The sequence below is a fragment of the Enterobacter sp. T2 genome (assembly GCF_010692925.1).
Lineage (GTDB): Bacteria > Pseudomonadota > Gammaproteobacteria > Enterobacterales > Enterobacteriaceae > Enterobacter > Enterobacter kobei.
The window spans coordinates 2,415,769-2,428,450 of sequence record NZ_CP048736.1 but is presented as its reverse complement, the minus strand read 5'-3'; the positions used below and the strand labels follow the sequence as shown (position 1 = coordinate 2,428,450).

At 57.2% G+C, this 12,682-nt stretch carries 10 protein-coding genes; 3 read left to right on the top strand and 7 right to left on the bottom strand.

Annotated features, from left to right (window positions below; all coding sequences use genetic code 11):
- Positions 1–4 precede the first annotated feature (4 nt).
- Entirely contained in the window at positions 5–577 is a 573-nt protein-coding gene (locus G0034_RS11650) for a flavin reductase family protein (RefSeq protein WP_023330480.1), read from the bottom strand.
- 107 nt (positions 578–684) lie between these two features.
- Between G0034_RS11650 and nhoA the strand changes: the two genes are divergently transcribed.
- The gene (gene nhoA, locus G0034_RS11645; protein WP_063666498.1) at positions 685–1,530 is read left to right on the top strand and encodes an N-hydroxyarylamine O-acetyltransferase; all 846 of its coding nucleotides are present in this window, start codon (positions 685–687) and stop codon (positions 1,528–1,530) included.
- 95 nt (positions 1,531–1,625) lie between these two features.
- Positions 1,626–2,075, top strand: a complete 450-nt coding sequence (yidI, locus tag G0034_RS11640) for an inner membrane protein YidI (RefSeq protein ID WP_179120892.1) — start codon at positions 1,626–1,628, stop codon at positions 2,073–2,075.
- 87 nt (positions 2,076–2,162) lie between these two features.
- On the opposite strand, the gene narI is transcribed toward yidI, so the two are convergent.
- From narI to G0034_RS11610, 6 genes are all read right to left on the bottom strand, one after another.
- Positions 2,163–2,843 carry a respiratory nitrate reductase subunit gamma gene (narI, locus tag G0034_RS11635; RefSeq protein WP_014883923.1) on the bottom strand — a complete coding sequence of 227 codons (681 nt, stop codon included), beginning with the start codon at positions 2,841–2,843 and terminating at the stop codon, positions 2,163–2,165.
- Complete coding sequence (narW, locus tag G0034_RS11630) at positions 2,840–3,535, bottom strand: nitrate reductase molybdenum cofactor assembly chaperone (protein WP_179120891.1); 696 nt, start codon at positions 3,533–3,535, stop codon at positions 2,840–2,842. The genes narI and narW overlap by 4 nt, the downstream gene beginning before the upstream one ends.
- Complete coding sequence (narH, locus tag G0034_RS11625; RefSeq protein ID WP_032636429.1) at positions 3,535–5,079, bottom strand: nitrate reductase subunit beta; 1,545 nt, start codon at positions 5,077–5,079, stop codon at positions 3,535–3,537. The genes narW and narH overlap by 1 nt, the downstream gene beginning before the upstream one ends.
- Positions 5,076–8,816 (bottom strand): nitrate reductase subunit alpha, encoded by a 3,741-nt coding sequence (locus tag G0034_RS11620; RefSeq protein WP_179120890.1) that lies wholly within the window; start codon positions 8,814–8,816, stop codon positions 5,076–5,078. The genes narH and G0034_RS11620 overlap by 4 nt, the downstream gene beginning before the upstream one ends.
- A gap of 67 nt (positions 8,817–8,883) precedes the next feature.
- Entirely contained in the window at positions 8,884–10,269 is a 1,386-nt protein-coding gene (locus G0034_RS11615; RefSeq protein WP_179120889.1) for a NarK family nitrate/nitrite MFS transporter, read from the bottom strand.
- Positions 10,270–10,478: 209 nt separating this feature from the next.
- Complete coding sequence (locus G0034_RS11610) at positions 10,479–11,054, bottom strand: TetR family transcriptional regulator (protein WP_179120888.1); 576 nt, start codon at positions 11,052–11,054, stop codon at positions 10,479–10,481.
- 116 nt (positions 11,055–11,170) lie between these two features.
- Between G0034_RS11610 and G0034_RS11605 the strand changes: the two genes are divergently transcribed.
- The gene (locus G0034_RS11605) at positions 11,171–12,658 is read left to right on the top strand and encodes an MFS transporter (RefSeq protein WP_179120887.1); all 1,488 of its coding nucleotides are present in this window, start codon (positions 11,171–11,173) and stop codon (positions 12,656–12,658) included.
- Positions 12,659–12,682 lie beyond the last annotated feature (24 nt).

Sequence of the window (12,682 nt, the reverse complement as noted above, 5' to 3'; positions counted from 1 at the left end):
TTTTTCAATCCAGAGCCTTCACCATCTTCCCGCTCGTCACAAACGTCCCGGCCCCAAGATGATGCAGCGTATTCAGTTTATCCCCGTCAAACTGCCAGCGTCCGGCGACGAACGCGCGCTCATCTGCTGCCGCCGAAACCACTTCGCCAAACAATGTGTCATATTTTTCCGCTGCGGAGGTAACGGGTAATAACCGGCACTCCATCCACGCCAGACATTTTTCTTCGATAACCGGCAGGCCGAGTTCAGGGCCGTTTACGACCGGAATGCCGTAGCAGTTGAATTTGTCCTCGTCGCGCCCGCTGACGCTGCCGACCGCGTAAGTCCAGTTGGCCGCCGCTACGCCGGGAATGACAATCCCAAACTTCCCGCTGCGCTCAATCAGCTCGCGCGACCAGGTACTTTTGTCCACCACGATAGCGATGCGCGGCGGTTCAAACTCCACGGGCATTGACCATGCGGCGGCCATCACGTTGCGTCTGTCGAGAGATTCGTCCCGACTGGTAATCAGTACGGTAGGACCGTGGTTCAGCAGGCGGCTGGCATGACGCAATTCAACAGGGCGAAAGTGGCTCATAGGATCTCCTCATCTACACGATGAGTATGGCGAAAAAGCACGTAAATCAAAATGAATGCGCAAAATTAGTTTATAAACAGAACATCACCCTCAAAGGAAACTGATGCATGTCCCCATTTCTGACTGGCTATTTCGCGCGTATCGGCTGGACGCAACCCACACGGGTAGATATCGATACCCTGCGCGCGCTGCATTTACACCACAACTGCGCCATTCCATTCGAAAATATTGATGTCGTCCTGCCGCGCGAAATTCATCTCGAAGATCAATGTCTGGAGGACAAACTGGTGACCGCGCGCCGTGGGGGATATTGCTTTGAGCAAAACGGCCTTTTTGAGCGAGTCTTGCGTGACGTCGGGTTTACGGTGCGCAGCGTGCTCGGGCGCGTGGTCCTGGCGAATCCGTCGCAGATGCCGCCGCGTACGCACCGCCTGCTGCTGGTCGAGCTTAACGGTGAACGCTGGATTGCTGACGTTGGGTTTGGCGGCCAGACGCTGACGGCGCCGATTCGTCTGCTGGCTAACGAAGAACAGGAAACGCCGCACGGGCAGTATCGTCTGCTGAGCGAGGGGAACGACTGGGTGCTGCAGTTCCGCCATCATGAACACTGGCAGTCGATGTATCACTTTGACCTGACGACGCAATATTTCAGTGATTATGTTATGGGGAACTTCTGGTCGGCGCACTGGCCGCAATCGCATTTCCGCCATCATCTGTTGATGTGCCGCCATCTGCCGGACGGCGGTAAGCTGACGCTGACCAACTTCAACTTCACCCACTGGCAGAATGGCCATGTGGAGGAGCAGATCCATTTGCCGGATGCAGAGGCGCTGTATCAGCTGATGCAGTCGCGGTTTGGTCTTGGGGTTGACGATCCGAAGCACGGCTTTACACTAGCAGAATTGACGGCGGTGATGGCGGGGTTTGATACGCATCCGCAGGCAGGAAAATAGCCCGGTGGCGGCTACGCCTTACCGGGCCTACATGGGTTCGAACGTAGGTCGGGTGAGGCGCAGCCGCCACCCGCCAACATAAAAGGCATACTGATATGGAAATCTTGATTCGGAATAAATTTAGTTCTTTGGGAATGTTGCTCGGTGTTATTGCGCTGCTTCTCTCCTTAGCTCAGTTCACCCTCGGTCCGTTTTCTTCAAAGTCGACAGCACTTGAAGTTGTTGTGGCTGAAAAGGTTTCGGCAGTAAAAAAAGGAATAATGGCTGGTTTAAAAGGAGAGCAGCCGATCGTTGAGACGAAAAAGAAACCGGTAGATATCGACCAGTTACTGATCGCCAGCGGAATAGTGTTGTCTGTCTTGTCCCTTGGACTTGCTTTCATTAGTGGTCTGCGTAAAGAGAACAAATGGACCGTGAGTGGGGCACTCTTTTTTTCCGGGGCCACGATCGCTTTTCATGCGGCGTTACTGGCTTTTGGTCTCATCATTGCGGTTTTAGTTCTGATGTTAGTTGTTTCAATCATAAGCGGAAGCACTCCGTTCTGACCTTATAGCCCGGTGGCGGCTACGCCTTACCGGGCCTGGAAGGGTTCGAACGTAGGTCGGGTAAGGCGTAGCCGCCACCCGACACACTCAGCGGCGCGATCTCACCACCTGATACCGCCGGGTAAAATACTCAAACGGCGCGCTCCAGACGTGGACCAGGCGGGTGAACGGGAAGATAAGGAAGATCGTCATTCCCAGCACCAGATGTACGCGGAAGATCGGTGCCACGCCGCTTAACATCTCCGACGAGCCGCCCTTAAACGTCACGATCCCCTGTGCCCAGCCGACCAGCTTCATCATCTCGCTTCCGTCCGGATACTGAGCGGAGAACGGAATGGTCGACAGCCCAAGAATGCACTGGATCAGCAGGATACTCATGATGATGATATCCGGCGTGGTGGACGTTGCACGCACGCGCTGGTTGAACAGGCGGCGGATCAGCAGCATTGACCCACCGATGAGTGTCAGCACGCCGCAAATCCCGCCCGCAATCATGGCCAACTGCTGTTTAACCGCGACGGGCAAAAACCAGGCATACATCCAGTGCGGGGTTAACATGCCGAACAGGTGGCCGAAGAAAATCCCCAGGATCCCGATGTGAAACAGGTTAGAGGCCCAGTTCATACCGCGTTTGCTGAGCATCTGGCTCGACGAGGCGCGCCAGGTGTACTGCCCGTAGTCGTAACGCAGCCAGCTGCCGAGGAAAAAAACGGTGGCGCAGATGTAGGGGTAAATGTCATAGAAAAACACGTTCAGGTAATGTGTCATTTTGGGCCTCCGGCACTGACGTCCACGTACTGCGGCGCGACGTCCTGGCTAAAGCGTCGTTGATAGTGCTGCATCGGCGAGCTGTCGCACGATGTGGCGTTGTCTTCGATAAACTTCACCTGTTCCTCTTCCCACACGGCATCCAGCGCCTGGCGGGTGTCGTCGCGTTTCTCGCCTGACACCTGTTTAGTGACACTGTCACTTGAAAGGCGGCTTCCGGCGAGGGCGAGCAGGGCGTCAAACAGCTGATAATGCGCCACGCCGCGCTGTTTCAGACGAGCGCCAACCAGGGCGAGGATTGGCGCGACGTTCTGCAATCCCTCACGCGCTTCGTCGTCGGTTACGATGCTGAGATATTCCAGATAGAGCGGCAGGTAATCCGGTAGTTCACGGCAGTCCAGCACCAGGCCCGCTTTTTCATACTGACTCATCAGGTCAACCATCGCCTGGCCGCGATCGCGGGATTCGGCGTGAACGTGCTCGAACAGCAGCAGCGAAGTCGCGCGCCCGCGTTCGAACACTTCACACCACTCGGCCTGTTTATCCAGCAGCGGGGCGCTCAGGTGCTGTCGGGCAAACGGCAGCAGCATGGGCGCGTCCTGCGCAATCAACGAGAGCGCTTCATCACGGTTCTCCCACAGCGTGTCATCGGGATACTCAATCAGCAGCGCGACGATCTTGAGGATCTGCATTATTCTCCCTCCCCATGTTCGCGCACCTCGGTAATGTTGATGGCATCGATGCGGCTACTGTTGAAGAGGTTGAATTTGGTGTCGGAGCCGTGGCAACCGTCACCAAAGGTGAAGCCGCAGCCGTTTTTCTCCGGGAACGCGTCGCGCGCCATTTCACGGTGGCTGGTGGGGATCACGAAGCGATCTTCGTAATTCGCAATAGCCAGATAGCGGTACATCTCCTCAACCTGCGCTTCGGTCAGGCCGACTTCTTCGATGGCGCGAGTATCGGTTACGCCTTCCACGGTCTGGGAGCGTTTGTAGTGGCGCATCGCCATCATACGTTTCAGAGCACGCAGCACCGGGCCTGGGTCACCTGCGCTAAGCATATTTGCCAGATACTGCACCGGGATGCGCAGGCTTTCGACAGCAGGCAGTACGCCATCACTCTGCGGCAGGCCGCCGGCATCCGCGTAGGACTGAATCGGTGACAGCGGTGGCACGTACCAGACCATCGGCAGTGTGCGGTATTCCGGGTGCAGCGGCAGAGCCAGCTTCCAGTCCATCGCCATTTTATAAACAGGCGATTTTTGCGCTGCCTCAATGACGTTCGCCGGAATGCCCTGTTTCAGCGCTTCTTCGATGACCGCCGGATCGTGCGGGTTCAGGAACACGTCGCACTGACGTTCGTACAGATCGGTTTCGTGCTCGGTGCTGGCCGCTTCTTCAATGCGGTCCGCGTCGTACAGCAGCACGCCGAGATAGCGAATGCGCCCGACGCAGGTTTCTGAGCAAACGGTCGGCTGGCCGGACTCAATGCGCGGGTAGCAGAAGATGCATTTCTCGGATTTACCGCTCTTCCAGTTAAAGTAGATTTTCTTGTACGGACAACCGCTAATGCACAAACGCCAGCCGCGGCACTTGTCCTGGTCAATCAGCACAATGCCGTCCTCTTCGCGCTTGTAGATGGCACCGCTCGGGCAGGTGGCGACGCAGCTCGGGTTCAGACAGTGCTCGCACAGGCGCGGCAGGTACATCATGAAGGTATTTTCAAACTGGCCGTACATCTCCTTCTGGATCTTCTGAAAGTTGCGGTCGCGGGCGCGCTTTTCGAACTCACCGCCCAGCAGCTCCTCCCAGTTAGGCCCCCAAACGATTTTATCCATCCGCTTGCCGTCAATCAGCGAGCGAGGGCGAGCGGTAGGGAGATGATCCCCCTCCGGGGCGCGATGCAGGTCCTGATAATCAAAGGTGAAGGGTTCATAGTAATCGTCAATTTGCGGCAGAACAGGGTTAGCGAAAATTTTCGACAGAACGCCCATTTTGCCGCCGAGACGCGGGGTCAGTTTGCCGTGGATCCCTCGGATCCAGCCGCCTTGCCACTCATCCTGGTCTTCCCAGTTTTTTGGATAGCCAATGCCCGGCTTGGTTTCGACGTTGTTGAACCACGCATATTCCATGCCTTCACGCCCGGTCCAGACGTTCTTACAGGTGACCGAGCAGGTGTGGCAGCCGATGCATTTATCGAGATTCAGAACCATGCCAACCTGTGAGCGTATTTTCATTTTTTCGTCTCCTGTACCTGATCCCGACCTTCGCCATCCAGCCAGTTAATGTTTTTCATTTTGCGGATCATGATGAATTCGTCGCGGTTCGAGCCGACGGTGCCGTAATAGTTAAAGCTGTACGCCAGCTGCGCATAGCCGCCGATCATGTGCGTCGGTTTCGGGCAGACGCGGGTAACGGAGTTGTGGATCCCCCCGCGCCGGCCGGTCACTTCAGAGCCCGGAATGTTCAGAATGCGCTCCTGAGCGTGGTACATCATGGTCATGCCCGGCGGCACGCGCTGGCTGACTACCGCGCGGGCGGTGAGGGCGCCGTTAGCGTTAAAGGCTTCGATCCAGTCGTTGTCCTCAATGCCCAGCTCACGCGCGTCGGTTTCGCTTATCCAGACAATCGGCCCGCCGCGCGACAGGGTCTGCATCAGGAGGTTTTCGCTGTAGGTGGAGTGAATGCCCCATTTCTGATGCGGCGTCAGGAAGTTAAGCGCTTTTTCCGGGAAGCCGTTCGGCGGGATCTCGCGCATATGGCTCACGCTACGGGTATCAATCGGCGGACGGTAGGCCACCAGACTCTCCCCGAAAGCACGCATCCACGGGTGATCCTGATACAACTGCTGACGACCGGAAAGGGTGCGCCAGGGGATTAGCTCATGAACGTTGGTATAACCCGCGTTATAGGAGACATGCTCGCTCTCAAGACCGGACCAGGTTGGGCTGGAGATGATTTTGCGCGGCTGCGCCTGGATGTCGCGGAAGCGAATTTTCTCGTCTTCTTTGTTCAGCGCCAGATGCGTGTGGTCACGTCCGGTCAACTCCCCAAGCGCTTGCCAGGCCTTAACCGCCACCTGACCGTTGGTTTCCGGCGCGAGGGCGAGGATCACCTCTGAAGCGTCAATGGCGGTTTCAATCCGCGGACGACCTTTTGCCGGGCCGTCGGGCTTGACGTAATTGAGCTTGCCGAGGAAATCGACCTCGTTCTGGGTATTCCACGATATGCCTTTTCCGCCGTTACCGAGCTTGTCCATCAGGGGGCCAAGAGACGTAAAGCGCTCGTAAGTTTCCGGGTAGTTTCGCTCAACGACCGCAATGTTTGGCGCGGTTTTGCCGGGGATCAAATCGCATTCACCTTTGCGCCAGTCCTGGATATCAAACGGCTGAGAGAGTTCCGCCGGAGAGTCGTGCTGCAACGGTTGCAGAACCACGTCGGTTTCGGTGCCCAGGTGACCGACGCACACCTCGGAGAAGACCCTGGCGATGCCTTTGTAGATCTCCCAGTCGCTGCGCGATTCCCACGCCGGATCGACGGCGGCGGAGAGCGGGTGAATAAACGGGTGCATGTCCGAGGTATTCATATCGTCTTTTTCGTACCAGGTGGCAGTCGGCAGGACGATATCGGAGAACAGACAGGTGCTGGACATGCGGAAGTCGAGCGTCACCAGCAGATCGAGCTTGCCCTCGATGGCAGCGGTTTGCCATTCGACCTCTTCAGGCTTCACGTCGTCTGTGGAACCCAAATCATCACCCTGAATGCCGCTCTCGGTGCCGAGCAGGTATTTCAGCATGTACTCGTGACCTTTCCCGGACGAGCCAAGAAGGTTAGAGCGCCAGACAAACAGGTTACGCGGGTGGTTCTTGCCGTTATCGGGTTGCTCGCAGGCGAAGCGAACGTCACCCGATTTTAGCCCCTGAACGGTGTAGTCCTGCGGCGTCATGCCCGCCGCATCGGCACGTGCCTTAATGTGCAACGGGTTCAGGTTGAGCTGCGGGGCCGAGGGCAACCAGCCCATGCGCTCGGCGCGAACGTTGAAGTCGATCAGGTGCCCGGTGAATTGGGTGGCATCCGCCAGCGGGGAGAGGAGCTCCTGCGCAGTCAGCTTCTCATAGCGCCACTGGCTGGCGTGGTTGTAAAAGAATGACGTGCTGTTCATCTGACGTGGCGGGCGGTTCCAGTCCAGCGCAAAGGCCAGCGGCAGCCAGCCGGTTTGCGGACGCAGTTTCTCCTGGCCCACATAGTGCGACCAGCCGCCACCGCTCTGCCCGACGCAGCCGCAGAAGACCAGCATGTTGATCATCCCGCGGTAGTTCATGTCCATGTGGTACCAGTGATTCACCCCGGCACCGAGGATAATCATCGACCGCCCGTGCGTTTTGTGCGCCGTGTCGGCAAACTCGCGGGCGATTTTTTCAATCAGATACGCGGGTACGCCGGTGATCTGCTCTCCCCATGCGGGAGTGTAGGCTTTGATCTGGTCATAGCTGTCTGCAGCGTTACTGTCCTGCAGACCACGATCGAGGCCGTAGTTCGCCAGCACCAGATCGTAAACGCTGACCACCCGTTTCTCGCGACCGTCGGCGAGCGTCAGGGTTTTGCTCGGCACGCGGCGCGTCAGCACCGGCTCCTGCTTCACGCTGCGAAAATGCGGGTTCTCATTACCGCCAAAGTAGGGGAAGGCGACATCTGCGACGCTATCGTGCGTAATCAGCAGGGAGAGGGTCAGCTCGCTTTCATGGCCTGCCGCCCGGGGCTCCAGGTTCCATTTGCCTTTTTCTCCCCAGCGGAAGCCGATGGAACCGTTTGGCACTACCAGGTTCCCGGCAATATCAAAGGCGACCGTTTTCCATTCAGGATTATTGGCTTCACCCAGCCCGTCGACAAGGTCTGAGGCCCGCAGCATCCGCCCCGGTACGACGCGACCATCGGCCTGTTCGTCCAGCAGGACCAGCATCGGCATGTCGGTGTAGCGGCGGCAGTAGTTGAGGAAGTAGTCGCTCGGGTTATCAAGGTGGAACTCTTTAAGGATCACATGGCCCATTGCCATGGCGAGAGCGCTGTCGGTGCCCTGTTTAGGCGCCAGCCACTGGTCGCTCAGCTTCGCGACTTCCGAGAAGTCCGGCGTAATGGCGACGGTTTTGGTGCCTTTGTAGCGCACCTCAGTGAAAAAGTGGGCGTCCGGGGTACGCGTCTGCGGCACGTTCGAGCCCCAGGCAATGATGTAGCTGGAGTTATACCAGTCTGCTGATTCCGGCACATCGGTCTGCTCACCCCAGGTCATTGGGGAGGCCGGAGGCAGATCGCAGTACCAGTCGTAAAAGCTCAGGCAGGTGCCGCCCAGCAGCGAGAGATAGCGGGTCCCGGCGGCGTAAGAGACCATCGACATCGCCGGGATAGGGGAAAAACCGGCGACGCGATCGGGGCCATAATTTTTGATGGTCCAGACGTTGGCGGCGGCAATCAGCTGGTTCAGTTCTTTCCAGTTTGAGCGGATAAAACCGCCTTTTCCGCGCGCTTTCCTGTAGCTCTGCGCTTTCTGCGGATCGTTCTGAATGGCATCCCAGGCCAGCACCGGATCGGTATGCTGCGCCAGCGCTTCTCGCCAGAGTTCAATTAACCTGCGGCGCACCAGCGGGTATTTGAGACGGTTGGCGCTGTAGAGATACCAGGAATAGCTTGCGCCACGCGGGCAGCCGCGCGGTTCGTGGTTTGGCAGGTCAGGGCGGGTGCGTGGATAGTCGGTTTGCTGGGTTTCCCAGGTCACCAGGCCATTTTTGACATAAATCTTCCAGCTACAGGAGCCGGTACAGTTCACGCCGTGGGTGGAGCGCACAATCTTGTCGAACTGCCAGCGCTGACGATAGCTGTCCTCCCAGTCGCGGTTGGTGTGATACACCTGCCCGTGGCCATCGGCGAAACTGTCGCCTTTTGTTTTGAAGTAACGAAAGCGGTCCAACAGTTTGCTCATGACATTTCTCCTGCTTCGATAGCATGGCCGGAGGGGGGTACATCCCGCTCCGGCAAAGAGGTCGTTATTATTTTTGTGACGATTTGCGGCCGTACACCAGCCAGGTGACAAGAACACAGACGATGTAAAACACGAGGAACACTTTCATGGCCCCGACCGGCGATCCGGTCATCGCCAGCGAGGTGCCAAATGCTTTGGGAATGAAGAAGCCGCCCACGGCGCCGATGGCAGAGATAAAGCCCAGCGCGGCCGCTGTTTCGGTCACCGCTTCATGCTGCGCCTGCTCGTCCGTGCCGCCCTGCTTTTTGACGCGGTCGAGGGTGATTTGGCGGAAAATAATCGCAATCATCTGGAAGGTGGAACCGCTGCCCAGCCCGGCAGTGAGGAACAGCCCCATAAACACCAGATAAAAGGCGAAGAAACTGCCTGAACCGGAGCCCGGAAGCGTCAGGAAAATCAGGGCGCTAAAAATCGCCATAAAGACGAAGTTGATCAGCGTCACCCGCACGCCGCCCAGTTTGTCGGAGATCATCCCGCCCGCCGAGCGGGCCAGCGCGCCGATCAGGGGACCAAAGAAGGCGAGGTGCAGGATGTTCACGTCCGGAAACTGGGTTTTCGACAGCATGGCAAAGCCCGCCGAGAAACCGATAAACGAGCCGAAGGTCGCCAGATAGAGCAGGCTTAGCAGCCAGAGGTGAAAACGTTTCAGGACCGGAAGCTGGCTGGCGATGGAGGCCTTTGAGCTGGCAATATCGTTCATGCCAAAAAACGCCGCAATGGTTGCCAGCAGCAGGAGGGGGGCCCAGATCCAGGCCGCGTTTGCCAGCCACATCGTCGAGCCATCCTCCTGTGGCACGCCGTGCACGCCGAGGAAGGTGAACATCGGGAGGAAAATGACCAGCGGCGCAACCAGCTGCATCACGCTGACGCCCAGGTTGCCCAGCCCGCCGTTGATGCCCAGCGCGCTGCCCTGTCTGGATTTCGGGAAGAAAAAGCTGATGTTGCCCATGCTAGATGCGAAGTTAGCGCCAGCAAAACCGCAGAGCAGGGCGATGATGATAAAGATCCAGTACGGCGTCGCGGGGTTTTGAATGGCAACTCCCAGCCACACGCAGGGGATAATCAGGATGACGGTACTCAATACCGTCCAGTAACGCCCACCGAATATCGGTACCATAAACGAGTAGGGGACGCGCAATATCGCACCGGAGAGAGAAGGTAATGCTGTTAGCATAAAAAGCTGATCGGTGGTGAAATTAAATCCGACTTTATTCAGGTTGACGGCGATGGCGCTAAATAACATCCAGACGCAAAACGCTAATAGCAGGCAAGCCACAGAAATCCATAGATTTCTTCGTGCGATATGTTTTCCTTTATTCTCCCAGAATTGCGCGTTTTCAGGTTTCCAGTTACTCAACAGATACGGATTATTCTTTTCACTTTGTTGCGACATAGCGCCCTCTTGCTTACCTTAATGGAAAGAAAAAAGAAGTAAAAACAAAAAGATGAGTGAGAATTTGCTGTTGGATTTATTGGATGTTTTGGGATACATCTGAAAGGATAGATAAAAAAGCGCGCCCCTGAGGTGAGAATGGAAATTGCGGAGCGCTTAATATGTTACCAATTGTAAGTGTTGCGGGAATTAATACTCCGGAAGGAGTATTAAAACAATTCCAGCGCGATAAGTTTGTCGAGATGTTTATTTAGTGCCGCATCGTCCATTTCCGGCATATTTAATACGGTGATCCCATCCAGGCCGCAAACCAGCCCTATCAAACGCCAGGCAATATTTTCCGCCCGATCGGTGAGTGTGAATGCCCTTGCTTCCGCCCCGGCACGGATAATAACCACCGTCTCGTGATGCCACATCTCCATGGTCAGGACATAAGCTGCTTTGATCTCGGGATCCCGGCTGGCGAGAATTTGCGCTTCCCGCCACAGTCGGATATAAGGCTCAAACTTACCGTCGTCGCTGCCGAGCATGCTGTGCAACCGTTCCCGCCAGGTGGCACGTTCATCCGCTACGTCGGCATCTAATAGTTCGCGGATCAGGCGAACGAATGCCAGCGATTTCAACTCACCGCCGGAGGCAAAGTGGTGATGAACCTGCCCGGTAGCGACGCCCGCTTCAGTCGCAATGCGCCGCACCGTCATCGCCGCCAGCCCCTCGGCGAGCGCCACGCGCATGGCGGCCTGTAAGATTGCTTCCCGCCGTTCATCCTTGCTCAGATATCGCATGTTTACTCACTCTCAATGGGAATGAAACGAGTGTAACAAAAAGCTGGACACTCGTTCAACTTTACGTAGGATCGCATCCTGGACATGTGTCCATGTTTAAAATGAAAAGGAAATTTATGTTTCGTCAGTGGTTAGCGTTAGTGATTATCGTGCTGGTTTATATCCCGGTCGCGATCGACGCGACGGTGCTGCACGTGGCGGCGCCGACATTGAGCATGACGCTGGGCGCCAGCGGTAACGAATTACTGTGGATTATCGACATCTACTCGCTAGTGATGGCGGGTATGGTGCTGCCGATGGGCGCACTCGGTGACCGCATGGGGTTTAAACGATTGTTAATGATCGGCAGCATGCTGTTCGGGGTGTCGTCCCTGGCGGCAGCTTTTGCGCCGTCAGCCGGGTGGCTGATTGCGGCGCGCGCCTCGCTTGCAATCGGTGCGGCAATGATCATTCCGGCCACGCTGGCCGGGATCCGCACGCTGTTTACCGACGCGCGGGATCGTAATATCGCGCTTGGCGTCTGGGCGGCCGTGGGTTCAGGTGGGGCGGCATTTGGTCCGCTGATTGGCGGTATCCTGCTTGAGCATTTCTACTGGGGAGCGGTGTTTTTGATCAACGTCCCGATCGTGCTGGTGGTGGTGTCGCTGGCCGCGCGTTTTGTACCCCGTCAACAGGGGCGTCCTGAGCAGCCGCTGAATATCAGCCATGCCATCATGCTGATTGTTGCGATCCTGCTGCTGGTCTACAGCGCCAAAACCGCGTTGAAAGGCGTGCTGTCGCCGTGGCTGGTAGCCTGTACGTTGCTTACCGGGGCTGTGATGCTGTTGATTTTCGTGCGTATTCAACTGCGCGCCCGCGTGCCAATGATCGACATGCGCCTGTTTTGTCACCGCATCATTCTCAGCGGTGTGGTGATGGCGATGACGGCGATGATCGCGCTGGTGGGCTTTGAGCTGCTGATGGCGCAGGAATTGCAATTCGTTCACGGCTTTACGCCATTTGAAGCGGGCATGTTTATGCTTCCGGTCATGGTGGCGAGCGGGTTTAGCGGGCCGATCGCCGGGGTACTGGTGGGGTGTCTGGGGCTACGCATTGTCGCTGCGGGTGGCATGGGGCTCAGCGCGGTCAGTTTCATTGGCCTCTCGATGCTCGATTTCAGCACGCAGCAGTGGCAGGCGTGGAGCCTGATGGTGCTGTTGGGCTTCAGCGCCGCCAGCGCGCTGCTGGCCTCGACCTCTGCAATCATGGCCGCCGCGCCGAAAGAAAAGGCCGCCGCTGCCGGGGCGATTGAAACCATGTCTTATGAACTGGGGGCCGGGCTTGGGATCGCTATCTTTGGTCTGCTGCTGACCCGCAGTTTCTCTGCGTCGATTGATTTGCCGCAGGGGCTGAATGCGTCTCTCGTCGACAAAGCCTCGTCATCCATCGGCGAGGCGATGAAGGTGGCGCAGGATCTCACGCCAGCACTGGCGGCTTCGGTGACGGAGGCGGCGAAAAGTGCGTTTATTACCTCCCACAGCGTGGCGCTGGGGAGTGCGGGGGTCATGTTGTTGCTGCTGGCGGCAGGAATGTGGTTTAGCCTGGCGAAGGTGCCAAAGCAGTAGACAAGCCTGGTGCGCAGGCTGGCC